Here is a 25,648-nt window from a genome sequence, read left to right on the forward strand (position 1 = left end):
CGATATAATCCAATCTATGAGTAACACAACGGAACCTCCTGCCTTTCCTTCTTTTCGCACCTTTCTCTGGGCCGGTATATTACTCAGTTTACTGGGGTGGGGAGGGCTGGCCATCCTCGTGGCCACTACATTACCTACCCTTGGGCCACGATGGTTGTTTTTCTTTTTATTCCTTTCGGCGGTGAGTGGAACGATGTTGCCTGTTGCGTATTTTATCAACCTCCGATTTCCAACCAATCCGCCAGCCGACGGAGGCGTGATTATCCGAGAAGCCGTGATGGTAGGGATTTACGGTTGCCTTCTGGCGTGGCTCCAGCAAGGGCGGGTTTTGACTGCTCCTCTGGCGTTGATTCTTGGCCTGGGCTTTGGCATCATTGAATTTCTTCTTCGGGTACGCGAAATTAGCCGCTGGAAGCCCAAGGAACCGATCGATGAGTGAACTAAGAAAACTCCCGGCGGTGGATCAGCTCCTGGGGGAAAGGAGTGGTTCTGCCCTGCTGGAAGAATTTGGACGAGGATTAACTATTGCAACAGTCCGAGAAGTACTGGATGAACTTCGCGAACAGCTCAAGCATGGCGAGAGGAAAACCGTACCAGATCGCGATGGGATTCTGGAGCAGGTCCATCAGAAATTGATCGAAAAAACAACGCCCCGATTGCGTTCTGTGATTAACGCAACGGGTGTCATTTTACATACAAATCTTGGCAGGGCTCCCTTAAGCAAGGATGCCCTTCAGGTTATTACAGAGGTTTCGGCAGGATATTGCACTCTGGAATATGATCTTCGGCGCGGTGGGCGTGGATCTCGGAGCATACATGTGGAGGAGCCCCTCTGTTCTCTCACAGGCGCAGAATCGGCAGTGGTGGTTAATAATAATGCCGCGGCTTTACTGTTAATTCTGAGCACTCTGGCGAGACGGAGACCAGTGGTGATTGCTCGTAGTCAACTGGTAGAAATTGGAGGCGGCTTCCGCATCCCAGAGGTGATGGCCCAATCTGGAGCAAAGTTAATAGAGGTGGGTACAACCAACCGGGTTCATCTGGAAGATTACCGCGAAGCTTTGCAAACCTCAGTGGCACTGGTGGTGAGAGCTCACCATTCGAATTTTAAAATCATCGGTTTTACCTCTGAGCCGGATCTGCATGAGATCGTTGAGGTCAGTCATGAGCGGGGTGTGCCTGTGGTGGATGATCTGGGTTCTGGAGCTCTCCTTGATACGGCCCAGTTTGGGCTGGCGCATGAGCCCACAGTGCAGGAATCACTTGGCGCAGGGGCTGACCTGGTTTGTTTCTCGGGAGATAAGCTTCTGGGAGGCCCCCAGGCAGGGATCATTGTTGGAAAGGCTGTTTTGATCGAGAAAATCAGGAGACATCCTCTGGCCAGGGCAGTTCGAGCTGACAAGATGTGCCTGGCGGGGCTGGCAACCACCCTGCTTCATTACCTGAAAGGGGAAGCAGTTCAAAAAATCCCAATCTGGCAGATGATTTCGGCTTCAGCGGAAAAAATTCATCAACGGGCGCTCGGCTGGCGTGAAAGCCTTGGAGCAGGAGAAGTCATCTCGGGGCGGTCGATGGTGGGTGGAGGAAGCCTTCCCGGGGAGACGCTTCCAACCTCGCTGCTGGCCCTTGAGCTTTCGGAAGCAAATCGATTTTTAAAACGGTTGAGAGAATTGCCTTATCCTATCATTGCCCGCGTAGAAGAAGAACGCCTGGTTTTTGATCCGCGAACAGTGCTCCCTGAACAGGAGCAAGCCTTCCTGGATGGATTAAATCTGGTTCTGAAGTCTACCAATCAAACGTCACAGAAGAAAAGGAAAAACCCTCTATGAAAACCGATTTGGACACCATACTTCGAGAAAACGATCTGGATGGAATGCTTGTAGTGGGTGCAGGAATGCACAACCCGGCAATGGTATACCTCACAGGTATTGCTCACCTGACCAGCGCAGACTTAATCTGGAAGACGGGAGAAGGTGGAACCCTGTTTCATGGGCCGATGGAACGCGATGAAGCCGCCCGAAGCGGAATGAGGTTGCGAAGTTATAGTCTGTACCCCCTCAGTGAGCTGCTCAAAGAAGCTGAGGGAGACATGACCAGAGCCATAGCCTTACGTTACGCGAAGATGTTTAAAGATTGTAACCTGACCCAGGGGCGGGTAGTGATTCTCGGAAAAAGCGACGCTGGTTATGCCCTGGATGTGTTTCGTCTGGTACATGGCCTTCTACCTGACCTTCAGCTGGTGGGAGATGTAAACAATCGGGTCATGCAGAAGGCAATGGCGACCAAGGATGCTGACGAGGTAAACCGAATCAGACAAGTAGGCAGGATCACTACCGAGGTGGTTGGCAGAACGGCGGAATTTCTCTCTTCACAAAAAGTGAAAGACCAGTTGCTGGTTACAGAAAATGGAGAACCAGTAACTATTGGTATGGTCAAGCGGAAAATTAATTTATGGCTGACCGAACTCGGGGTTGAAAATCCCGAAGGCACGATCTTTGCCATAGGGCGAGATGCAGCCGTTCCACATTCCAGTGGAACGCCCGGTGATACTCTGCAACTGGGGAAGACGATTGTGTATGATATTTTCCCCTGCGAAGCTGGCGGGGGGTATTATTATGACATGACACGAACCTGGTGCCTTGGATACGTACCGGATGAAGTGCAAAGACTGTATGATGAAGTACGAGAGGTGTACGAAAAAATTGTTGGACAGCTGCGAGTTGGGGAACTTCTGCGTACGTACCATGAAAAAGCCTGTGACTTATTTGAGGGGGCGGGTCATCCAACCATTCGCACTGATCCCTCTACAGAGATAGGGTATGTTCACTCCCTAGGGCATGGGGTTGGTTTATATATCCATGAAAGACCAATGTCGGGGATCACGGCAACGGCGGAGGATGTGATTCAAACGGGGAGCGTCTTTACTATTGAGCCGGGGTTGTATTATCCGGATCGGAATATGGGTGTTCGTCTTGAGGATACCTTCTGTGTCACCGAACAGGGGAAAATAGAACGTCTGGCAGAATATCCTCATGATCTTTTGATCCCGGTCAAAGGATAGAAACTGATGGAAACCGGAATACGCCAGAGTCAACCATTCGCTTTTGCACGAATCCTGGGGATCGAATCCTCATGCGATGAGACTGCGGCGGCGGTTTTAGAAAATGGTCGTTCCTTATTATCCAGTGTAGTGGCTTCTCAGATTGAAATTCATGAGCAATATGGGGGTGTTTTTCCTGAGGTAGCTTCAAGACAGCATATAAAAACCGTCTATGCGGTCATTGAGCAAGCGCTACAACAGGCACATCTCAGTCTGGGCGATGTGGATGCAATCGCGGTGACCCGGGGGCCGGGCCTGGCTGGTTCACTGGTTGTGGGGATGAATGCGGCCAAAGGGCTGGCGTTGGGAGCCAACCTTCCACTTCTGGGAATTAACCATCTGGAGGGGCATATTTATTCCGCCTGGGTGCAACCCCCGGGCCCCAGGATCATCCCCCCTGAACCGGAGTTTCCCTTGCTTGCCCTTCTGGTTTCTGGAGGGCATACAGAACTAATCTTAATGAATGAGCATGTGACCTACCAGCGTCTGGGTGGAACCCGGGACGATGCCGCAGGAGAGGCTTTTGATAAAGTGGCCAGATTGCTTGGGCTTCCCTATCCTGGAGGACCATCGATTCAGGAGGCAGCAGAACGGGGTAACCCTACGGCGTTTACCTTTCCACGGGCGAGAATGGAAGGCGGGTGGAATTTTTCTTTCAGCGGATTGAAGACCGCTGTGTTGCGCGTAGTCAAAGAACTGGAAGCGACAGGTAAACCACTCCCTGTGAGCGACCTGGCGGCCAGTTTTCAGGCTGCGGTTGTGGATATTCTATTCACCAAAACACTGAAAGCTGCTCGGCAGTATGCTGTTCGAGACATTGTTCTGGCGGGTGGGGTTTCAGCTAACCGTGCATTGCGACAGGCTTTTCTGGCGCAAAACGAGTTCAAGGTGCACATTCCTGATCTGGCGTTATGTACGGATAATGCTGCCATGATTGCGGCAGCCGGTTATTATCGGTTTATCAAGGGGTATCGGGACTCGCTTGATCTGGATGTATTACCGACCTGGCCACTTTCATGAGGGAACGTTACTTATTATAGATTGGGGCATCTAATATGACAGAGAAAGCACCTGTAAAAAATGAGGTATCTCTTGAAGCCTTAAAAGCAGGCGATAAGGCTGAATTGGCTCGCATGGTAGAACTGTACTCAGAACCCATCTATCGCCTGGGTTTAAAAATGCTTGGGTCAGAGCAGGATGCTGAAGATGTGCTTCAGGAAACTTTTATGAAAGCCTTGCGGTCGATTCAACAGTTTGAGGGTCGTTCCAGTATTTCGACCTGGCTTTATCGGATAGCCATGAATGAAATTTTCCTCACCCTGAGGAAAAAGAAACCCATGGAAGAGTCGCTGGACGGGTATGATTCGGATAGTGAAGAACCCGAGAAACCCAAAGAGATCATCGACTGGTGCTGTCTTCCGGAAAATGAATTGATGAATGCAGAGGTGCGAAAAACGATGAGCCAGGCGATTGAGAAGCTTTCGCCAGCATTGCGTTCTGTTTTTATTCTGAGAGATATGAACCATTTATCGGTGAAGGAGACTGCCGATGCGCTGGGAATCTCAGAAGCGGCAGTAAAAACCAGATTGCTGCGAGCTCGATTGCAGTTGCGTGAAGATCTTTCAGTGTATTTTAGCCATAAAATGCCATGAACGGGCGAAGAAAGGAGTTGGGAATGACTCACCCTCAACGTAATTGCCAGGAGCTGTTAGCGTCGCTTTCAGAGTACGTGGATGGCGATTTAAGCAAAGAACTATGCGCTGAAATTGAAAGACATCTGGAAGAATGCCATGATTGTCAGGTGGTAGTCAATACGCTTCGGAAAACCATCGATTTGTATCGTCAGGTAGAGTTGGAAGATGAACTTCCGAAAAGCGTTATGCAAAAATTATATTTTCGTTTGAATATTGAAGATTATCTCTCTCGATAAACCTTTTTTCTTTCCCTTGTAACTTTTTCCTCATTGGGCGATCTAATCCTGTGGAATGAACACTGAGGATTACCAGGATAGTCGGTTTGAGGAAACGAACCGGGCATCCCGGGGAGGAACGGAAGTTCGTCAGGAGTATTCCGAGGTGCAGCAACCGTGTTCTCAACCGGCTTTACCGGGTAAAGTGTGCCCTCGTTGTGGTAAGGGGGTACTAGATTATGATGGCTTGTTGGTCCTGCGGTGTGAATATTGTGGTTTTACCGAATCGGGTGGTTTTACCTGATAATTTTTTGATTGCCCCGTTGGGGTTTATGATGAACACAAAAGGAGTGTGAAAAGATGGAACCGATGCTTGATGAAAACATCCGACAACAGGTGCGTGAATTTTTCAACGATCTGGAACATGAAACGGTGATCTTGTTTTTTGGGAGTGATGATCCGGCAGAATGTCAGTACTGTGCGGAGACACGCCAGCTTCTTGAGGAAGTGACCAGCCTCTCGGATAAGCTTTCGCTTAAGGTGTTTGACCTGCGTGCTAACCAGGCTGAAGCAAAACAATACAAGGTAGATGCCGTGCCCACTTTTGTAATCGCCGGGAAAGACGGGGATCAGATTCTGGATTATGGGGTACGTTACAAAGGCATCCCTGCCGGGCATGAATTCACCTCGCTGGTGAATTCACTGCTGATTGTTTCTCGGAGAGAATCGGGACTTTCTCCAGAGACAAAAGCATATCTTCAGACCCTGAAAACCCCGGTTCATCTTCAGGTTTTTGTCACGCCTACCTGCCCCTATTGCCCGAGAGCGGTGGTGCTGGCTCATCAGATGGCGGTGGAAAGCCCGTTAGTGGAAGCTGAAATGGTGGAAGCAATGGAATTTCCTGAACTATCGAACCGTTTCAACGTTTCAGGTGTACCGCAGACCACCATTAATATGGGAGCGGTGAATGTGGTGGGGGCAGCACCTGAAAGTCATTTGGTCCAAGAGATCCAAAAGGCACTGGCGAACTGAACGGAGGTCGCATGGACGCGCGGGCAACCTGGAAGCATGGACTTTCTTTTAAGGGATGGGCAAGCAGTGGTTTTACAGTAAACCTGGGAGGAGCGCCCGAAGTCGGTGGTGAAAATGATGGGTTTCGCCCGATGGAATTACTGCTGGTGGGGTTGGCCGGTTGCACGGCTATGGATGTCATTTCTATTCTGGAAAAGAAGCGCCAGCAGGTGACGGGATTTGAGGTCAAAGCTCATGCTGAGCGTGCGACGGAACACCCCAGGGTGTTCACGGAAATCCAGCTTGAGTATGTGGTTACCGGGCACGCTATTGATCCTGAGGCGGTCAAACGGGCGGTAGAATTATCTGAAACGAAATACTGCTCAGCGCAGGCCATGCTTGGTAAGACGGCTCATATCCAGCATAAAATTACTATCCTGGAAGCCGACTGATAGCTGAGCTCCTGAAGATCATTGGTTTTACCGTTGCGGTAAGGACTGCAGTTGGGCTGACTGGTCAGAGCAAACACAAGCTCTGACCAGTTTTCCTTGCCGGGTTAGAGTGCCGAGGTAGGGAGCTGAACCATTGCGAGCAACCCAGCCTTCGAGATTAAAGGCAAGGAGGCCATCCGCAAGGATCCATTCTCCATTGTATTTCCGGGCAATATGGACATGGGTGCCTGTGGCGGTACCTCCTTCGCAGGATGGATGACCCAGAGGCTGGCCTGCAGAAACGATGCTTCCCTGAGGGATTAAATCCCGGGCGGAGAGGTGTAGGTAAAACACAACCCAGCCGGTGCGCTCATCACCATCGCCATCCAGGTCGAGTACGGCGATGCCAGTGTCGGTTCGGGCGATGACGCCATCTGCCACTGCGGTTGCAAATTCCTCAGTACTGGTACACCCTCCGACGACTGAAGGAGGGGCAAAATCGAGAGCGGCCAGTGGGGCACCTTCACCCCAGGGGTTGTGTGGCCCACCAGTGAAAGCCCAGATTTTTCCAACCTCAAAGGGAAGTTGCATTGGAGGCTGGCGCAGGCTTCCGGGGATGTGAGGAGATGCCGTCCATGGATCTCCAAATAACTGAGAAAAAGTGGCTGCGAGACCCTCAGGGGCGATAGCGCGTTCGTAGTCTGCAGGGGAGAGGTGAAGGGAAAAGTAGTAATGGAGGGCCACCGTAGCGGCGTTTTGCCATGGATCGGGACGTTCGAGACGCCCATCCGTGAGGGTGATTTCTTTTAATTCTCCGGTACGCCATCCATAAAAACCATTATTCAGGGCGTTTGCAGCCCAGGTCAGTTGCCGATACAGGCCCTGTAAAGCGGTGGAGTGTTCACCAAGGGGGTAAGCAGAAAGGTCAACCGGGGGTTGCGCTTCTGATAGTGCTCCCAGCTGGTATTCCAGGAGAGCCAGGAGTAACCGAGGGCTGATGGAATAATACGTGGCAACGAAATCAACCATTTCGGCGCCACTTCGGTTACGCCCGGCTATATAACTACTATAATTCTTCAACCATCCAGAATGCGAGGCCACAAACCCGGCGGTATCAAAGCCAATTGCTGATGGGCCATTAACAAAGTGGGCGTCCGGAATGATCTGATAGGCTGATCCCCATAAAGCCTGGTAGTAGATGGGAATTTTCATCGGCATTCCTGGTGGCATGGTGGTAGCATCTTCCGGGATGAAAGGGTTTGCCTGTCGAATCTCCCTCACGGTTGTATTGAAATGGGCTGCGAGTGCCGGGAGGGTATCTCCGGGCTGTGCAGTGTAATCTACCAGCTCGCCTGGCGAAAAAATGGGTCGGGTGGGTTGAGGGGAATAGGTGATTTGTGGTGCAGCAAGCGCTTGATTTTTAAGCGCCTCATCAGAAGCCTGCCCCATGGCTGATTCGGCAGAAAGGCAGCCGGTGAGAATGAGGGAGCCAGTGGCCCACCATAACCATAGTTTTACATGAAAGGGGATGTGTACCGGGGTCATAAGGATTGACCAAGATTATAATCGATCCGATCATGATATTATGGCCGGGGTGTGTACAATGCGGCTTTGGAAAATGGTTTTACCTGGATTGTGTCTGTGGGGGTGTATTTTTCTGGGGAATGGGTGTTCAACAGGAACGATCCAGACTCATGAAACCCAGGTACCCACCCGTCCGTTGCCACCGACGATGGAGACCGGCGTGCCAGAAGGACAGGTGCTTGATCAATCTACAACTCCAACCCCTTCTGCACCTGAAGTGAGAAGATCCCCCGAGGTGACTCTGAGCAGTATTCCATCTCCAAACCAGATGGTTTCTTCCTTAGAAAGTCTTCTCCCTGCCAATTTTAAGGCAACAACTGAAGAGGCATTGGAAGGTTTGCTGGCAAGGCTTGACGAAGAAGATCCTGGTACTATGGATGGGCCTCTGGCAGTTGCCATGATGCAGGAAGCAGGATTGCTGGATCGTTCGATTTCACCTCATCGATTCTGGTTGCTCAATGCAGTCCGCGACTGGCAAATACTCGAGGTGTTTTTTCCTCATGAAGGCTATTTTTGGATGGAAAAGAGAGGGGTTCTAGGCCAGATTAACCTGATGGATTTTCCGTTTTTTCCTGGTGATCTGGTTTACTTGATCCCTCCCAAGGAAGATTATATTGGTAAATATCTCCTGATTACACGGGTAGATCGTCAGGGGAGAGTTTTTACAATAACCAATCAATATCTGCCATCAAGAAAGACGTTTATAGTCGATGAATTTTTAGTTTATGATCCAGAACAGCGCGAAAAGGGATTAATCGGGTCTTCAGGCGTGTTCGGGGGGTACCAGGGCCTGATCCTGTGGCGGAAACGTCCTCCCGTGGATCTCTCCACTGTGGGGGGGCGCCTGGACAGGACATTAGATCGTGGGGGAATCTGGAATGTAATGATTAAGAAGTCAGGGGGGGAGGTGATTTACTCACGGTCAGCCGATGAGACCGTTCATCCGGCCTCAACGATTAAAATTGCGATTGGTTTGCTGGTGATGAAATCAGCAGAAATTGAAGGAATGAGCCCGGATCATTTTCTGCAACGGGCTCCACCAAACGCGGGCCGGACTTATGCCCAGTTGCTTCGCGCCATGCTTGTGGTAAGTGAAGAAACTGCAACAGATCTGTTAACCCAGGATTTGAAACGGAGAATGGGAGAAGATGGGATAAGAAAGGTGCTTGATGAATGGGGTGCGCCAAACACTTCAGTCGAACCCCGTCGAACAACCGTCCGGGAGATCACCCGCCTGCTTGAAGGCTTACAAACGAAGACACTGGTGGGGCCGGAGGCTAGTGACATTTTAATCCATTTCATGGCAGAAATGACAGAAAATGACCGCATCCGTCTGTGGAAACTCGCTCCGATGTTACCTGAAGGAACCCTCCTGTATAACAAACGAGGTTCAATGACCGGTCCGGTTATTGTGGCCGATGCAGGTGTGCTTGTTCTGCCTAATGGTGAGGCTTACGTTTTAACTTTCATCGGAAGGTCAGATGCATGGACGACCTTCGAAGAATTGGACGCAATTCTGGGTGACGCGGTGATGGAATGGTATCGGACGGATATGCTGAAAGAACCCTTGAACTGATCACCGGTTGATCCGAGAGTTGTAATCTCCATAGATTGAAGCTGTAACGGTTTGGTCTTCTTTCGTCAACGTTCCCTGATAATCTTTAGCACCGGCATGAGCACGCCAGCCACTGAGGGTAAAAGGGAGCGGTCCATCGGCTAAAATCCATTCTCCGTTATACTTTCGCGCCACATGAACATGCGTTCCGGTGGCCATTCCACCTTCACAGGACGGATGACCAATGTTGTCATCTGTGTTGACCCAGGTTCCTGCCGGCACACGATCTTCTGTGGCGATATGGAGATAGAGAATCGCCCATCCGGTTTGCTCATACCCATCCCCATCCAGGTCGACCACAACCACACCCGTTTCGGAGCGGACGACCAGGCCACTGGCCATGGCAGAGACCCAATCAGAAGATTGATAACAATCCTTTTCGGTGGTAGAAGGGGCAAAATCAAGGGCGGCGCGGGCACCATCAGGGCCCCAGGCCGAATGCGGCCCACCGGTGAGGCTCCAGAATTTCCCCTTCCGAAATGGAAGTTCAAGAGGCGGCTGGGTTAATGTGGCCGGAAATAACGGTTCTACCGATTGAGCACGAACCCACGGACTGCCAAACATGCGTTCATAGAGTGCCGGGAGGCTTTCTGGGCCGTAAACAGCCCCGGCCCAGTGAAGTTGATCATACAGCTGGGCCATCAGGTAAAGCAGAGCCACCGTTCCCGCGTTGAGATCGGGAGCAAGGCGAACTCTGGATCCATCCTTAAAGGTCAACTCGGTTACCCGGCCGTCACGCCATCCGTAATATCCGATATTCAATTGCTGTACTGCCCATGAGAGCTGCAGAGAGAGCCCCTTTTTTTCATAATCCGGATACCCTGCGGGGAAATCAGTCTGGGCGAGGTTAGCGGGTTGGCCATAAACCCAGTGACTTTGATATTCAAGAAGGGCTAAAAGAAGACGAGGATTGATGGAATTATTGATGGCCACACTGTAGACTGCTCGTGCGCCATCGTTCCATCCATTGGTATGCCATTCATGGATTGTAGAGAGGTAACCCCCGGCTTCGGTTACGAAACGGTTGATGTCAAAATCCAGAGCAGAAGGGGAAAACACAATCTCGCTATCGGGCATCACTTGCTCTGATGAAGTGGTTTCGTCCAGTCGACGTGGAATGATTAACAATTGTCCGGGGTCGAGTAAACTTTCCTGTGGAATGGGTGATGTTGAGGAAATTTCATCGGGAGATACATTGAATCGGGCAGCCAGGGCCGCAAGAGTATCGCCGGCCTGAGTGTAATAGAGAAAGGGTGGCCGGGGGGTGGCGGAGATTTTGGGAGCAGGTGTGAAGGTGGGGGTGGGTTGGAGAGTTGGCGGTTGGACGGAGGTTACCTGAGGCTCTTCAGTAGGAATTTGGGGTTGGCTGATGGATGCGACTTCTGATTCTGGTGTGAGAAGGGGTTTTAAAGAAGAAAGCAAATTAAGCGGTCCGGTCAGTGTCCAGGCACAACCGAAGATACCGCCGAGAAATATCAGAAGGATAATGGCGGATTCGATAAACCTAACGGTAGATTTGGTTCTCCGTCTTGCGGCCTTCCCACGCCTCAACGATCTGTCCATCACGTGTTAACCATCCATCATATTCAATACCGTCACCGCTGGAAACCCAACCATCCAGAACAAAGGGAAGGTGGGTGTCGGCTGGAATCCACTCTCCATTATAACGCCTGGCGAGGTGGACGTGAGTTCCGGTAGAATAACCACCTTCACAACTGGGATGCCCGATCCGTTCTCCGGCCCGAAGCCGGGTGCCGGCTTGAACCCGGTCGCGAGACTCGATATGCATATAGAGGACACTCCAACCAGTCTGTTCCATGCCATCCGAATCCAGGTCCTGTACCACCGCACCGTTTTCTGCTCGAACGATGAGTCCATCGGCTACGGCTACAACCCAGGCATCACTCAAGACACATCCCAGAGCTTCACCAGGGGGAGCGAAATCGAGTGCTGCCCAGGCTGAGCCACTTCCCCAACCGCCATGGGGGCCGCCGGTGAAAGACCAGACTGTCCCGGGCTCAAAGGGCAATTGCATGGCTGGCTGGGTGAGATCGTCGGGAATCAAGGGTTCCACCGCGTAATCAAAAGGGTAGCCAAATAGTTTCTGATAGGTTGCAGCAAGGCCGTTTTCGGAGACGGCAGTAACCCATCCGGGCTGATCATACAGGAGAGAAAAGAAATGTTGTATTCCCGCGGTTCCAGCGTTGATGGTTTGGTCGGGTGGAACCACAGCCCCATCACTGAGAATCCATGCGGCAACGCCTCCGCTTTTCCAAAGATAATACCCCCGGTTGAGGTTATTCGCTGCCCAGGACAGTTGCCGGTAAAGTCCTTTGTATGCAGGATGAAGGTACCCTATGGGGTAATCCAGGGTTTTTTCAGGCGGGTAACGGAGGGTAACCCATCCAGACTGATACTCCAGAACGGCCAGAAGGAGGCGCGGGTTGACGGAGTATTCGTGCGAGACACGCTCAACAATCTGGGCTCCGGTTAAGGTGATTCCATCTACTTCCTCTCGCAAATTGCTGAGGTAATTATCGATCCCATCGACAAAGGTACGGATATTAAAAAAGGCGGCGGCAGGACTATTAACCAGTTCGGAGTCCGGGATTATTTTGTAGGACGGACCCGGAGGAAGAGGTTGAGGGGCAGGAATGGTAAGCACCTGCCCTACATTGAGCAGATCAGGGTTGTTGATTTGATTGGCTTCAACAATGCTTTGAATACTGATGCCATATCGCTGGGCAATGATACCCAGGGTGTCACCTCGCTGTACCACATATGTCTCAGGCTCCTTCCGCAGGGTAGGCAAAGGATGAGGTGAGTCAGGAGTGGGCGTGTACTTTGGTAAATCAGGGTCGCGAGTGGCAAAATATAGAGGAGTTCGGGTGGGGGTGGTAAGAACAGGTAGGGTTGTTTGAAATGAAGCCGAAGAGCCTGATCGGGTTTTCCAATTTTTATCATTGGTGGTTGGGCGGACACAGGCAACCAGAAGGAACCCCAGATTGATTAACCAGAGTGCATTCCGGATATATCGAGCGATCATCTTCGCCACCCCTCAGGGTGTAGGAGTTGGGGAAACAGGTTCTTCAACAGGCCCATATTTGGAGCGACATACCAAATCATAATATTCCAGTTCGATCGCCTGAGTTTGCAGGGCGGCATCAGCAGCCTGTTTGGAAATCTGACGAACGGTATCGATGTGGGAAGACGCATCCTGATCCCAGTAACGGGGAAGAACCATCAACGGGTCTTGTACATATCCTTCAGGCCGGAAGGAAGGGCGGGCAGGATCTTCAGAATCGGCCAGGGGAATCCAGTTATACATGAGGGGCCCGCGTGGATTGACTGTGAAGCCGAGTTGATATCCCACTTCGCGGGCGATTTGTACCCCCAGTTTACTGAAATTACCGCCTGGCCAAATATAAGCAATAGGAGCTTTTCCAAAGACCTCGGTGATTCTGCGCATGGAGCCTTCCAATTCGTTTCTGGTGAATTGTTCTGCGGTGATATTTCCATACAGGGGAGTATCAATCATGGCTCCCGGCTTGAATTCATTGATATTAATGTTATGGATCACTCCGTGGGCCTGATGGTCAACCCATCCCTCGTTTTGGAGTTTTTGATTCTCCGATAAAACCCGCTGACTTGCTTCTGGCTCGCTGATCCAGGCATTGGTCAGTACCCAATGGTTTTCGCGAAGGAATGCTTCAAAGTGATCACGATAATAGGCCTCGGAATGAAGGTCGTCTACAATTAAAAGCACGGAACGGAAGGGAATTTTTTGATTATGTTGCAAGAAGCCTGCCAGCTGTTCCATGGAAATGGCTTCAAACCCTTGCTGCTGGAGGTCTCGCAAGAGTTGAGAGACCCTGGCATGGGTGATCTGGTAAGGGTGCGAAACCTCACCATCGGTGATGGAATGAAACATGATTGGCATTACCACCGTGCCCGGCGGGCTTTTATCGGGTGACCAGCGGTCCTTCAAGTACTGACAGGTATCGCGAATGTAGGTATGTGGAGTGTCGAGAGGGTTTAGCAACCCGGTTGTGAAAGGGGAAGGGAGTGCCTGTGGCGTGCGTATCGGAGTGACGGTGAAGGTAGCGGTGAGGGTGGCGGTGGGGGAGGGCGTTGGCGTTAAAGTAGCGGTTGGAATGGAGTGAGTGGCTTCGGAGAGAGCCTGACGAAAAACTTCGGTAAGGGTGGGATTACCCGAGGTTGACAGCGCAGGAGAACTGGCCTTGCTCGAAGAGCAGGCTGTAAGGATGGGGATGAGGAGAACTCCTCCAAGAAGAAACCAGGCTATGAATAAAGCCTGGTTTCTTTGAAACGCACGTCTCATGGCCCCATTTTACCATTGACGGAAGGGCAGAGCTTAATCACCTCGAATAAACGCTTCGGTCATTTCCCGGGCAACATCATCTTTAAACTGTTTGGGAGGTGTCTTCATGAAATAAGATGCCGGTGCATAAAGCGGGCCGCTTAAACCACGATCGAGAGCCAGTTTCACACAACGTACGGCATCGATGATTACCCCGGCGGAATTGGGAGAATCCCAAACCTCCAGCTTGGCTTCAAGATTAAGTGGAACTTCCCCAAAGGTTGTGCCTTCCATACGGATATAGCACCACTTTCGGTCGGTAAGCCATGGCACATAATCGCTTGGGCCAACATGGACGTCATTTTCCGGGAGGGGGTAGGGGAGCATGGAAGTGACGGCGTTGGTTTTGGAAATTTTCTTTGATTCAAGGCGCTCTCTTTCGAGCATATTGAGGAAATCAGTATTACCGCCAAAATTTAATTGGTACGTCCGGTCGAGACGCACTCCCCGATCTACAAAGAGGCTGGTCAACACACGATGTAGAATCGTGGCACCAACCTGAGACTTAATATCATCGCCGATGATGGGTAAACCACGCTGGCGGAAACGCTCAGCCCAGTATTCTGAGCTGGCAATAAACACAGGAATAGCATTGACAAATCCGCAACCAGCATCCAAAACCTGTTCCACATACCATTTGGTGGCCATTTCAGAACCAACCGGTAAATAACTGATCACCACATCGGTTTTTGTTTCTTTGAGAATACGCACAATATCTGCTGTGGGACCAGGGGCTTTTTTGACAATTTGAGAAAGATATTTTCCCAGGCCGTCGTGGGTCATCCCGCGATAAACGGGTACATCCAGATGAGGAACCTCGGCGAATTTATAGGTATTATTGGGGTAAGCAAAAATGGCTTCTGAAAGGTCCTTACCAACTTTGGTGTCGACCACATCAAAAGCAGCGCTGAATTCGATGTCGCGGATATGGTAGCCACCCAGATTGACATGCATCAGCCCGGGAACTCGATCGGTGTCGGCTGCATTACGATAGAAATAAACTCCCTGTACCAGAGAAGAAGCACAATTGCCCACTCCGATGATGGCGACACGTACCTTTTTATTGCTCATTTCATCTCTCCTCGATGTTGAATCTCATTTACTGATTAATCCGATGACTCAGATTAACTTTCGCGTGAAAATTATACTCCCCGAATGATTTCGAGAGAGCCGCAGTCTTCACCTTCGCTCCAATCTGTCCTTCAGGCCAGGTTTAAAAGAATGGTGTTTAGAATTCCTCGATGATGGAAGTATTCCACCTCGTTTTTGGTGTCCAATCGAACTATGACCGGGAAGGAATGAATGGTGCCATCGGTGCGGGTCATTTCGACAACGATTTCTCCGCCGGGAGATCGGATCTGGTGAAGATTGCGAATGTTGAAAACCTCTTTCCCGGTGATGCCATGGGAAGCGGCATTCTCGCCGGGTTTAAATTGGAGAGGAAGGACCCCCATTCCTGCCAGATTGGATCGATGAATTCTCTCGAAAGATTCGGCAAGGACAGCTCGAACACCCAGCTGTTGTACCCCTTTGGCCGCCCAGTCGCGGCTGGAACCAGTGCCATATTCTTTTCCGGCAATAATGATCAGAGGAACCTTTTCGTCCCGGTAGCGCATGGCAGCATCATAAAAGGACATTTTCTCTTCAGAGGGGAAATGAATGGTAAAACTGCCTTCCTGGCCACCAAGGAGTAAATTTTTCAGGCGAATATTGGCGAAAGTACCCCGGGTCATGACACGGTCGTTCCCGCGGCGCGAGCCGTATGAATTAAATTCATGGATGGGCACGCCCTGCTCAAGTAAGTATTTTCCTGCTGGACTGGAAGGTGAGATGTTCCCTGCCGGTGAGATGTGATCCGTTGTTATTGAGTCGCCGAAGAGTCCAAGTACGCGGGCACCCAGAATATCTGGAACGGGGGGCATTTCCTGAGATAGATCTGCAAAGAAGGGAGGCTCCTGCAGGTATGTTGATTCAGCCCGCCATTCATAGAGAAGGGTGGAACCACTCTGGATGGCATTCCAGGTAGGATTACCGGTGAATAAATCGCTGTAATTGGAGATGAACAGATCGGGACTGATAGCGGTGTGGATCGTTTCCAGAATTTCCTGGTTGGAAGGCCATATATCCCTCAGGTATACGGGGCGTCCTTCCCGGTCATTGCCCAGGGGATCAGTGGTCAGATCAGTCTGAATATTGCCAGCCAGAGCATAAGCCACCACCAGGGGTGGAGAAGCCAGGTAGTTGGCCTGCACACTGGGGTGTACCCTGCCTTCAAAATTGCGATTTCCAGAAAGCACTGCCGCGGCTACCAGATTCCCTTGGTTAATAGCCTCAACCACAGGTTCAGGAAGAGGGCCTGAGTTCCCGATGCAGGTAGTGCAGCCGTACCCCACCAGATGAAAGCCGAGTTTTTCAAGGTAAGGGATTAATCCAGCCTTTTTCAGGTAGGCGGTAACCACCCTTGATCCAGGCGCGAGGCTGGTTTTTACATAGGGTTGAGTGGTGAGTCCCTTTTCAACCGCTTTTTTGGCTAACAGGCCTGCCCCAATCATCACATAGGGGTTAGAAGTGTTGGTGCAGGATGTAATGGCGGCAATCACCACAGAACCATGGGTCATTTCCGTGTCCCTGTGATCCATTTTGAGGCGAACCCTTCTGGAGATATCCGTCTGGGTGAGTCCAAAGCCACGTTCGATCCGGGGACGCAGAAGGGACTGGTGAAAATTCTGTTGGACGTTTCGTAACGATACCCGGTCTTGAGGGCGCTTGGGGCCTGCCAGGCTGGGTTCGATGCTGGCCAGGTCAATATCCAGGGTCAGGGTATACTGAGGTTCAGGTGAGTCATCAGTCCTGAAGAGCGCCTGGGCGCGATAGTAAGCCTCGACCAGGTCGGTGGGCCGTCCGGTCAGGCGAAGATATTCGAGGGTTTGCTGATCAACCGGCCAGTACAGGACGGTCGCCCCTGTCTCAGGAGCCATGTTGGAAATCATCGCGCGATCTGCCAGCGTGAGGTTGGATAAACCCGGGCCAAAAAACTCCACAAATTTATCAACCACCCCGATTTTTCTCAATTCTTGAGTGATGGTCAGGGTCAGGTCGGTGGGGGTCACCCCTTCCTGGAGTTTTCCGGTGAGCCGAATTCCGATAACATCAGGGGTGACAATCTCAAGAGGTTCACCAAGCATGGCGGCCACGGCCTCGATGCCTCCCACACCAAAGCCGATCACGCTGAGGCCATTAATCATGGTGGTGTGAGAATCGGTACCGACCAGGGTCTCCGGAAATACAATTTCTTTTCCATCGATGGTGCGGGTCAGTACTCCGCGAGCAAGATATTCCAGATTGACTTGATGAACGATTCCTGTAGAGGGCGGGACAACCCGAAAGTTCTTAAAGGCTTTTTGAGCCCAGTGTAAGAATTCATAGCGCTCTCGATTGCGTTCAAATTCGAGCTCCACGTTTTTTTCGAAGGCGTCTGGAGAACCAAAATAATCCACCTGCACTGAGTGATCGATGACGAGATCAACCGGTACGACCGGGTTGATTTTCTCTGGGGGGCCTCCAAGGCGCTTCAAGGCTGAACGCATGGCCGCCAGATCGTTCATCACGGGAACGCCGGTAAAATCCTGTAAAACGACTCTACCAGCATAAAACTGGGTGGGACGACGCTCTGCCCGGGGTTGCCAGGCTGCCAGTGAGTAGACATCATCGGCTGTGGTTTTTTTATCATCCCAGTTACGTAATAATCCTTCCAGCAGGACACGAATGCAGTAAGGTATTTGGTGAAGTCGGTCGGCTGGAATGCCAGGAGCACGAGTAAGATCGAAATAGTAATAAGAACCGAGGGGTGCGAGGGCTTGCATCCCGTGAAGTGCTTTCATGAAAGGCCTCCCTCTATCAGGAATATTGAGGATATTTTAACTAATCCTACCGCAAAACGAAACAAACCGGTACGATTTTACCCCATTTCCTTGACACCTTCCAGACATCATGATATAAAACCGCGAAATGATGAAGACCAATTTAGCGATCAAGCGAAGCTTCTTTCCACCAACCTTCCGGGAAGGTTAGGAGCTTTCGCGTTCGTAAATTTTGTATAACGAGAGAACCTTCCGGAAGGAAGGTTTTTTTATTTTGGGGATCAGATATAACGCGAAGGAGGTGGTGTCTCGGAGGCGGTATCTCATGAGATGTTCTGATGTGAGTTGATTATTGGAAAGAATAATTTCAAAAAAGGATGGCCAAAGGAGGAGAAAATGAAAAGAGTCGTACTGTGGGTTGCGCTCATTATTTTGGCGGTTTTGGTGTTGACCGCCTGCACGCCGGGTTCAACCAGCGGAGGAACCCAATCTTCGCAGGGTACACCGGAGGTGACACAGTCTGCTCAATGTCTGGGGGCGGCAGATACAGCGATTGTGGATTTGAAGTGCCGGAAAATCACAGTAGCGGTTGAAAATGCTTACCTTCCATTTAACTACATTCTTGTGGCGACGGGTGAACCGGGTGGATGGGATTACGCCGCTCTAAAGGAAATTTGTACCCGCCTGCATTGTGAACCGGTGTTTGTGGAGGTGGCCTGGGACGGAATGATTCAGGCAGTGGCGGATAAACAGTATGATATGGCCGCAGATGGAGTAACTATTACCGAAGACCGAAAGAAAATGGTTGATTTTTCGGATGGTTATATCCGGGTTGATCAACGTTTGCTGGTAAGGAAGGGAGAAACTCGTTTTGACAGCATTGAAGCATTTGCTGCCAATGAGAAACTGACACTGGGCACTCAGGTCAATACGACCAATTATGAAACAGCCAAAAAATTCTTACCTGAGAGCCGGATTAAGGCCTTTGAGCAATTCCCTTTTGCTGTTCAGGCCCTTCTTTCCGGAGATGTGGATGCGGTGTTGATTGATGAAACCGCCGGACAGGGGTACCGCGGCGAAAATGCTGAGAACCTTGAATTAATTGGCCCGTCGATTTCCAGTGATGAGCTGGGTTTTGTCTTTCCTAAAGGCAGCGACCTGGTGGCTCCCTTTAATCAAGCCATTGCTGCGATGAAAGCAGATGGCACGCTTGAAAAGTTGAACGCCTATTATTTCGGTCCCGATTTCAAAATCAGTGAAGGTGATATCAAGTAACGGTATTTACTGATGTCCGGTGCAGGGTTGTCACACCCTGCACCGGATTGTGAAGTATTTACTGGAGAAAGGAGATCCCCCATGGCTTACGAGGATGCGTCGCTTGCGCAGGGTAACGTCGTTACAGTTTACCGTGAGTCGTTGAGACTGCGGCTAGAGCGTTTTCCCTGGTGGTTTCTGGTAATCCTTCTGGTCACTGCTTTGACGGCTTTGATTATCACTACAAAGAGCACTTATACGGAAGCGTTCAGTTTTATTCGGGCAGGGTTGTCGGTTACAATCATGACAACCATTTCGGCCTATTTTATTGCCTTAACCCTGGGAATGATTACCGGGTTGGGAAGAATTTCAAGGAATGTGGTGTTTAAAAACCTTGCCACATTTTATGTAGAGGTTGTCCGCGGTATTCCGATGCTGGTGTTGATCTTCTTCATTGCGCTGGTTCTTGTACCAGCAGTTACGTCGAGCCTGAACACGCTGGGAGAGCGGTTGTCTGCGGCCGGCCTGGGTGGGCTGGGGGCTTTTTTCTCGTCGGTTACTAATAAGGGGGTACCCATGCAATTGCGGGCAGTGATTGCCCTCTCGGTTACTTATGGGGCATTTTCGGCGGAAATTTTCCGGGCGGGAATTCAATCTATTCATAAAGGGCAAATGGAAGCTGCGCGCTCTCAGGGAATGACGTACGGGCAGGCAATGCGGTATGTTATTCTCCCTCAGGCTATTCGCAATGTATTACCAGCGCTTGGGAATGACTTTATTTCGATGCTGAAGGACTCTTCGCTGGTATCGGTCCTGGCCGTGCGAGATATTACTCAGGTGGCGAAACTTTATGCCGGTCAGACTTTTCGATATCCTGAGGCTTATTTAACCCTGGCGGTTCTATATTTATCGATGACTATGCTTCTTTCGCTGGGTGTAAAAGTACTGGAGAAGAGGTTCCAATCGTCATGAGCGAAGAGGAAAACATCATCGTTATCCGAGACGTTTCCAAGTGGTTTGGTAAGGTCCAGGCCTTGCGTAAGGTCAACCTGAGTATTCGGCGAGGATCGGTGGTAGTGATCATTGGGCCAAGCGGGTCGGGAAAATCCACACTGTTACGATGTATTAACCACATGGAAGTAGAGGACGAAGGCGAGATACTCATTGATGGACAGCAGTTACCGCGAAGCGAGAAACTGATCAATGCAATACGTGCAGATATTGGGATGGTGTTTCAGCATTTTTATCTCTATCCACACCTGACCGTTCTGGAAAATATAACTCTTGCCCAGCGTATTGTACGCAGGCGGTCCAAAGAAGAAGCAGAACGCATTGCAAGAGAGCAGTTAAACCGGGTTGGAATTGGGGAAAAAGCGGATAGCTTCCCTGCTCAGCTATCGGGTGGACAACAACAACGGGTGGCTATTGCCCGGGCACTGGCGATGAATCCAAAAATCATGCTCTTTGATGAACCGACGAGTGCGCTAGACCCCGAAATGATCAAGGAGGTGCTGGATGTGATGCTCGATCTGGCGAAAGCCGGGATAACCATGGTGGTTGTGACGCACGAGATGGGTTTTGCCCGGGCGGCAGCGGATGAAGTGGTATTTATGGATGAGGGGCAAATTATTGAGCAGGGTGAGCCGGCAATGGTTTTTGATCACCCGCGGCATGAGCGTACCCGTTTCTTTCTCTCCCAGATCCTTCATAAGTAAAAATTCTCAAGAAAAACAATTGACATTTCATAGAAGCTCTCTATAATTAGAATTATTTATTTTCCGGGACATCGTCCCAAAAATAGGGACAAACAATGAGCCTCCATGCCAATGCTGCGCTGGTACGTGTGGTAAAAATTCTCGAATGCTTTTCACAGGAACCCCGTGAACTGGGGGTACGTGAGGTGGCGCGGCGTACTGGTCTTTCTTCCAGTGCAACTGGGCGATTAATGCTCTCAATGAAAGAGCTGGGGATTTTGAGTCAGAATCCGATTACGAAGGATTATTCTCTTGGATCGCGAGTGTTGACCTGGGCAGGGGCGTTTCTGGCGAATTGTGATATTCGGAATGTGGCTTATCCATACTTGCTGGAATTGCATGCACGGACCAAAGAGACGATTAGTCTGTATATTCTGGATGGTAATGAGCGGGTATGTGTAGAAAGGCTGGAGAGTACCCATAATGTACGTTTTGTGGCTCCGCGGGTGGGCAGGCATCTCCCGTTACATGCTGGCTCAGCGGGAAAAGTTTTACTGGCCTTTTTACCTGTTCAGCGAAGAGAAGCCATTTTACAGAAAGAACCTTTGGAAAGCTTAACGGAAAAAACCCTGGTAGACCCGGATCAAATTCGACGTGAAATTGAGAAAATTCGAGAGATGGGATACGCGATGAGTCATGGAGAATGGATTCTGGATGCGTCTGGGGTTGCAGCGCCAGTATTCAATCAGAATGGAGAGGTGGTTGCGGCAGTGACCATTTCGGGGCCAACCCAACGTTTCCCAGATGAAAAAATGCAGGAATACGCCCAATTATTAATCGAGTTTACCGATCGAATCTCTCGAGATTTGGGGTATCAAAGGTCTCTAATCCGATAAAATTTAGATACAATGAGAATGCCAGAATTTGGGTGACGGGTTTATGGTTTCGTGAAAAAGGGAGAACGCAATGAATATCCATGATCGAATTGCTGCACAGCTTCCGGCCTGGCGTGAGAGGGTGAACCGGCTCCGTAGAGAGTTTGGTGCGCTTAAAGTTGGTGAGGTGACCGTTGAGCAAATTTATGGGGGGATTCGCGGGGTTCAAATTCAGGTGAGTGATATCTCTTATGTGGACCCTCTGGAAGGAATTCGGTTGAGGGGGTATTCCATTCCAGAGGTGATAGATTACTTACCGAAAGTGCAGGGGGCTGAGTTCCCCATGGCGGGTGGGTTATTCTATTTGTTGATGGGAGATACCCTGCCTACAGAAGAAGAAGCACTGGAAGTAGAGCGAGCGTGGTACGAACGGTCGGAAATCCCAGAGCATGTGTATAAAACTATTCAAAGTTTTCCGCCTAATACACACCCGATGACGCTTTTCTCGGCGGCGATCCTGGCATTGCAACCAGACTCGATTTTTGCCCGATTATATGCCGAGCGGGTATTTTCGTATGAAGGTTTACCCAAGAGTGATTACTGGATCTACTATCTTGAAGATAGCCTGAACCTCACGGCGAAATTACCGGGGATCGCCTCTTTTATTTACAACCTGAAGTATCGTAATGGTGAGATCATTCCCTACCGGCCTGATTTAGACTGGGGAGCGAACTTTGCTAATATGATAGGCAAGGGGGACGATCCACGTTATCACGATCTTGCCCGGCTTTTTTTGGTGATTCACTCTGATCATGAGGGCGGAAATGTGAGTGCGCATACGGCTCATCTGGTGAGTTCGGCGCTCTCTGACGTGTATTATTCCTGTGCTGCAGGGATGACCGGGCTTGCTGGCCCGTTACACGGGCTGGCCAATCAGGAGTGTCTGAAGTGGTTATTGAATCTGCTCGATCATTTTGGCGGAAGAATTCCGGAACGTGAGGAATTAAAGAGCTACCTGAACGAACAAATTAAAATGGGACGGGTAATTCCGGGATATGGTCATGCAGTTTTACGGACGACAGATCCGCGTTTCACGGTGCAGTTTGAATTTGCAAAAAAGTATCTGGCGGATGATCAGATCTTTCAACTGGTGAGACTGGTATATGAGGTATTACCTCCCATCCTGGCGCAGACCGGAAAAGTGAAAAACCCCTGGCCAAATGTAGATGCGATCAATGGGGCTTTGCAGTATCACTTTGGGGTTACTCAGTTCGATTTTTATACAGTGATGTTTGGGGTCAGTCGGATTCTGGGGTTGACGGCTCACATCGTTTGGGCCCGCGCGCTCGGAAAACCCATTGAGCGGCCCAAATCTTTAACCACCCCGATGCTTGAGGAGCTTACAGCCAAAGCTCAACCCGTGCCTGTAGTGCGTATGCCAGTGATGGATTGAGAGGAATATGCTGCCTTATCCCAGAATCGTTGTGAAGCTTGGCACTTCCACATTGACGGATGGGAGTCAGCACCTTTCGGCGCCCAGAATGGTGGACCTGGTGCGGCAAATGGCGCTTGTACACGATAAGGGTTGTGAGTTGATTCTGGTGTCTTCAGGAGCCATTGCCGCAGGTAGAGAGACCCTTGGGTACCCCGACTTACCGCGGTTTATTCCCAAGAAACAAATGTTAGCCGCTGTTGGTCAGCCCTGTCTGATGGCCAAATATGCGGATTATTTCGGGATCTATCAAAAGAAGGTCGCTCAGGTTTTATTGACAAGATCTGATCTGGCAGACCGGCGACGTTATTTGAATGCAAGGGATACGTTCCAGGCTTTAATTCATCAGGGAATTATTCCGATCGTGAATGAGAATGACACCATTGCCACGGAAGAAATTCGATTTGGGGATAACGATAATTTATCCGCTCAGGTAGCTTCTCTGGTAGAGGCTGATTTGTTGCTACTATTAACCGATCAGGATGGTGTGTTTACAGATGATCCGCGTCGAAGTACAGAAGCTCGCTTGATCGAACAGATAGGGGCAGATGTGTTATCTGAGGAATTGGTGCGAGCGGGTGAGAGCCAGAACGGTCTGGGTACGGGTGGTATGGCAACGAAGCTTCATGCGGCTGACCTGGCCCGGCGCGCGGGGATCAGGGTTTTTATTGCACGAGGAAATGCCGAAAATGTCATTCTTCGTATAGCAAATGGAGAACATATTGGCACTTCCTTTGAACCCTTATCGAGTGCTCTTGAAAGCCGTAAGCGGTACCTCCTGGCGGGCGAGAAATCATCCGGAGCGCTTGTGGTGGATGCAGGCGCTGCCAGAGCACTATCGCGTGGAGGGAGTTTACTTCCTGTAGGGGTTTTGAATGTAGAAGGGGATTTTGAGCGGGGTGATACGGTACGAGTAACCAATCAGTCGGGTAAAGTTCTGGCACTGGGGATCACCAACTACTCGTCACGGGATATCCAACGACTATGTGGAAAACGTTCCGCTGATATCGAGGGAATTCTTGGTTTCAGTTTCGGGGATGAAGTTATTCATCGAAATAATATGGTGGTGATGAGGAAAGATGATCGACGTTGAGAGTCTGGCCAAAAAAGCAAAAATAGCATCGCGTAAGCTGGCACTTTGTACGACGGATGAGAAGAACCGGGCTTTGGAATTAATCGCCGAATGTGTTCAGTTGAATAGAGATGCAATTTTAACTGCTAATGAGGAAGATGTTGCGGAAGCCAGGAAGAATGGCCTATCAGATGCACTTATTGACCGTTTGCTTTTAACTTCCGAGCGTCTTACTGCGAATATTAACGATCTTTTACGGGTGATTGAGCTCCCTGATCCGGTAGGTGAGGTCATCGAAGAAGGGGTACTTCCAAACGGCTTAGCGTTCCAAAAACAAAGAGTACCGTTGGGGGTGCTGGCGGTGATCTATGAAGCACGCCCGAATGTTACGCTTGACGTGGCCAGTTTGGCCCTAAAATCAGGGAATGCGGTCGTTTTAAGAGGAGGAAGTGAGACCATTCGTACAAATTCAGCAATGGCCAGAGCGATGCGTGAAGGTCTGAAGAAGTCTACCCTTCCTTATGAGGCGGTGCAAATGATCACCGAGACAGACCGCGGCCTGGTTTTAAAGTTACTGCAACTCGATACCTGGATCGATATGGTTATTCCACGAGGGGGTGCAACTTTACATGCGTTCTGTAAGCAAAACAGCCGCATTCCTGTGATCACAGGAGGAATTGGTATCTGTCATTTGTTTGTCGACGAAAGCGCCGATTTGCAGGCTTCTATAGAAGTGATTCGCAATGCCAAGGTGCAACGTCCATCGGTGTGTAATGCTTTGGATACTGTGCTGGTGCATGAAGGAATCGCTGAACCATTTTTGATCGACCTGGTAAATCGCTTGAAAGAAGATGGAGTGAGCTTCAGGGCTGATGAAAAGGCTTATTCTATACTAGGTAATCTGGGTGCGGATGTGCGTATAGCAGGCACTGATGATTTTGATACAGAATGGTTGAGCCTGGTGTTGGGTTTACGGGTTGTTAAAAATATGGACGAGGCCATTGAGCATATTTATCTCCATAGCACAGGCCATTCTGATGGTATTCTGAGTAATAACTCTCAGAATACAACCAGGTTTATACAAGAGGTCGATTCTGCGGTTGTTTATGTAAATGCCTCTACTCGTTTTACTGATGGAGCGCAATTAGGCTTAGGAGCAGAAGTAGCTGTCTCTACTCAACGTTTACACGCCAGGGGGCCAATGGCCCTTCGCGAACTCACGACGTATAAGTGGGTGGTTAGAGGAAATTACCATATTCGAAAATAGGGTATCCGTCCCAAAGCTGGTGGGTTTTGAAAAAAGAGCAAGCTCCGAGTAATATGGTAGGTGTCTCAACAGCCATATACTTGGAGCTTGCCATGTCTATTGT

At 50.2% G+C, this 25,648-nt stretch carries 22 protein-coding genes; 16 read left to right on the forward strand and 6 right to left on the reverse strand.

The features are described 5' to 3' along the window. Nucleotides 1-16: 16 nt before the first annotated feature. The 8 genes from ATHL_RS05650 to ATHL_RS05685 all read left to right on the forward strand — a co-directional run bounded on the left by ATHL_RS05650 (nucleotide 17) and on the right by ATHL_RS05685 (nucleotide 6,472). Complete coding sequence (locus tag ATHL_RS05650; RefSeq protein WP_162787601.1) at nucleotides 17-439, forward strand: hypothetical protein; 423 nt, start codon at nucleotides 17-19, stop codon at nucleotides 437-439. Continuing rightward, nucleotides 432-1,829 (forward strand): L-seryl-tRNA(Sec) selenium transferase, encoded by a 1,398-nt coding sequence (gene selA / locus ATHL_RS05655; protein WP_062190665.1) that lies wholly within the window; start codon nucleotides 432-434, stop codon nucleotides 1,827-1,829. Before ATHL_RS05650 ends, selA begins: the two co-directional genes overlap by 8 nt. Then, a complete protein-coding gene (locus ATHL_RS05660; RefSeq protein ID WP_062190667.1) occupies nucleotides 1,826-3,061 on the forward strand; it encodes a M24 family metallopeptidase in 1,236 nt (411 codons plus the stop codon). The genes selA and ATHL_RS05660 overlap by 4 nt, the downstream gene beginning before the upstream one ends. 6 nt (nucleotides 3,062-3,067) lie before the next feature. Further along, nucleotides 3,068-4,120, forward strand: a complete 1,053-nt coding sequence (gene tsaD / locus ATHL_RS05665) for a tRNA (adenosine(37)-N6)-threonylcarbamoyltransferase complex transferase subunit TsaD (RefSeq protein ID WP_062190669.1) — start codon at nucleotides 3,068-3,070, stop codon at nucleotides 4,118-4,120. A 35-nt stretch (nucleotides 4,121-4,155) separates the two neighbouring features. Beyond that, nucleotides 4,156-4,752, forward strand: coding sequence for an RNA polymerase sigma factor (locus ATHL_RS05670; protein ID WP_062190671.1), 597 nt, complete (start codon nucleotides 4,156-4,158; stop codon nucleotides 4,750-4,752). Nucleotides 4,753-4,775: 23 nt separating this feature from the next. Then, nucleotides 4,776-5,030 (forward strand): anti-sigma factor family protein, encoded by a 255-nt coding sequence (locus ATHL_RS05675; RefSeq protein ID WP_062190673.1) that lies wholly within the window; start codon nucleotides 4,776-4,778, stop codon nucleotides 5,028-5,030. Nucleotides 5,031-5,369: 339 nt separating this feature from the next. Beyond that, nucleotides 5,370-6,041, forward strand: coding sequence for a protein disulfide oxidoreductase (pdo, locus tag ATHL_RS05680; RefSeq protein WP_062190679.1), 672 nt, complete (start codon nucleotides 5,370-5,372; stop codon nucleotides 6,039-6,041). A gap of 11 nt (nucleotides 6,042-6,052) precedes the next feature. After that, entirely contained in the window at nucleotides 6,053-6,472 is a 420-nt protein-coding gene (locus ATHL_RS05685) for an OsmC family protein (protein WP_062190681.1), read from the forward strand. A 27-nt stretch (nucleotides 6,473-6,499) separates the two neighbouring features. On the opposite strand, the gene ATHL_RS05690 is transcribed toward ATHL_RS05685, so the two are convergent. Next, complete coding sequence (locus ATHL_RS05690; protein WP_062190683.1) at nucleotides 6,500-7,996, reverse strand: M23 family metallopeptidase; 1,497 nt, start codon at nucleotides 7,994-7,996, stop codon at nucleotides 6,500-6,502. A 73-nt stretch (nucleotides 7,997-8,069) separates the two neighbouring features. Between ATHL_RS05690 and ATHL_RS05695 the strand changes: the two genes are divergently transcribed. Beyond that, nucleotides 8,070-9,611 (forward strand): serine hydrolase, encoded by a 1,542-nt coding sequence (locus ATHL_RS05695; RefSeq protein WP_162787602.1) that lies wholly within the window; start codon nucleotides 8,070-8,072, stop codon nucleotides 9,609-9,611. Here the strand turns inward: ATHL_RS05695 and ATHL_RS05700 are convergent, their stop codons facing one another. The 5 genes from ATHL_RS05700 to acnA all read right to left on the reverse strand — a co-directional run bounded on the left by ATHL_RS05700 (nucleotide 9,612) and on the right by acnA (nucleotide 17,912). After that, nucleotides 9,612-11,213 carry a M23 family metallopeptidase gene (locus ATHL_RS05700; RefSeq protein WP_114679468.1) on the reverse strand — a complete coding sequence of 534 codons (1,602 nt, stop codon included), beginning with the start codon at nucleotides 11,211-11,213 and terminating at the stop codon, nucleotides 9,612-9,614. Next, on the reverse strand, nucleotides 11,155-12,696 hold the full coding sequence (locus tag ATHL_RS05705) for a LysM peptidoglycan-binding domain-containing M23 family metallopeptidase (protein ID WP_062190689.1): 1,542 nt from the start codon (nucleotides 12,694-12,696) through the stop codon (nucleotides 11,155-11,157). The genes ATHL_RS05700 and ATHL_RS05705 overlap by 59 nt, the downstream gene beginning before the upstream one ends. 12 nt (nucleotides 12,697-12,708) lie before the next feature. Further along, complete coding sequence (locus tag ATHL_RS05710) at nucleotides 12,709-13,992, reverse strand: polysaccharide deacetylase family protein (RefSeq protein ID WP_062190693.1); 1,284 nt, start codon at nucleotides 13,990-13,992, stop codon at nucleotides 12,709-12,711. A 33-nt stretch (nucleotides 13,993-14,025) separates the two neighbouring features. After that, nucleotides 14,026-15,102 (reverse strand): inositol-3-phosphate synthase, encoded by a 1,077-nt coding sequence (locus ATHL_RS05715; RefSeq protein WP_062190695.1) that lies wholly within the window; start codon nucleotides 15,100-15,102, stop codon nucleotides 14,026-14,028. A gap of 131 nt (nucleotides 15,103-15,233) precedes the next feature. Beyond that, the gene (acnA, locus tag ATHL_RS05720) at nucleotides 15,234-17,912 is read right to left on the reverse strand and encodes an aconitate hydratase AcnA (RefSeq protein WP_062190697.1); all 2,679 of its coding nucleotides are present in this window, start codon (nucleotides 17,910-17,912) and stop codon (nucleotides 15,234-15,236) included. A gap of 375 nt (nucleotides 17,913-18,287) precedes the next feature. Between acnA and ATHL_RS05725 the strand changes: the two genes are divergently transcribed. From ATHL_RS05725 to ATHL_RS05755, 7 genes are all read left to right on the forward strand, one after another. Next, nucleotides 18,288-19,166: a substrate-binding periplasmic protein gene (locus tag ATHL_RS05725; RefSeq protein WP_062190699.1), complete on the forward strand. Its 879-nt coding sequence runs from the start codon at nucleotides 18,288-18,290 to the stop codon at nucleotides 19,164-19,166. Between the two features lie 81 nt (nucleotides 19,167-19,247). Continuing rightward, nucleotides 19,248-20,117, forward strand: coding sequence for an amino acid ABC transporter permease (locus ATHL_RS05730; RefSeq protein ID WP_062190701.1), 870 nt, complete (start codon nucleotides 19,248-19,250; stop codon nucleotides 20,115-20,117). Beyond that, on the forward strand, nucleotides 20,114-20,860 hold the full coding sequence (locus ATHL_RS05735) for an amino acid ABC transporter ATP-binding protein (protein WP_062190703.1): 747 nt from the start codon (nucleotides 20,114-20,116) through the stop codon (nucleotides 20,858-20,860). The genes ATHL_RS05730 and ATHL_RS05735 overlap by 4 nt, the downstream gene beginning before the upstream one ends. Nucleotides 20,861-20,955: 95 nt before the next feature. Continuing rightward, nucleotides 20,956-21,735: an IclR family transcriptional regulator gene (locus tag ATHL_RS05740; protein WP_062190705.1), complete on the forward strand. Its 780-nt coding sequence runs from the start codon at nucleotides 20,956-20,958 to the stop codon at nucleotides 21,733-21,735. A 70-nt stretch (nucleotides 21,736-21,805) separates the two neighbouring features. Then, the gene (locus ATHL_RS05745) at nucleotides 21,806-23,167 is read left to right on the forward strand and encodes a citrate (Si)-synthase (RefSeq protein ID WP_062190707.1); all 1,362 of its coding nucleotides are present in this window, start codon (nucleotides 21,806-21,808) and stop codon (nucleotides 23,165-23,167) included. Beyond that, nucleotides 23,163-24,299 (forward strand): glutamate 5-kinase, encoded by a 1,137-nt coding sequence (proB, locus tag ATHL_RS05750; protein ID WP_162787751.1) that lies wholly within the window; start codon nucleotides 23,163-23,165, stop codon nucleotides 24,297-24,299. Before ATHL_RS05745 ends, proB begins: the two co-directional genes overlap by 5 nt. Further along, nucleotides 24,286-25,545 carry a glutamate-5-semialdehyde dehydrogenase gene (locus ATHL_RS05755; RefSeq protein ID WP_062190711.1) on the forward strand — a complete coding sequence of 420 codons (1,260 nt, stop codon included), beginning with the start codon at nucleotides 24,286-24,288 and terminating at the stop codon, nucleotides 25,543-25,545. The genes proB and ATHL_RS05755 overlap by 14 nt, the downstream gene beginning before the upstream one ends. The last annotated feature ends 103 nt before the right edge of the window (nucleotides 25,546-25,648 follow it).

Origin of the sequence: Anaerolinea thermolimosa (assembly GCF_001050195.2) — a bacterium.
Classification (GTDB): Bacteria; Chloroflexota; Anaerolineae; order Anaerolineales; family Anaerolineaceae; genus Anaerolinea; species Anaerolinea thermolimosa.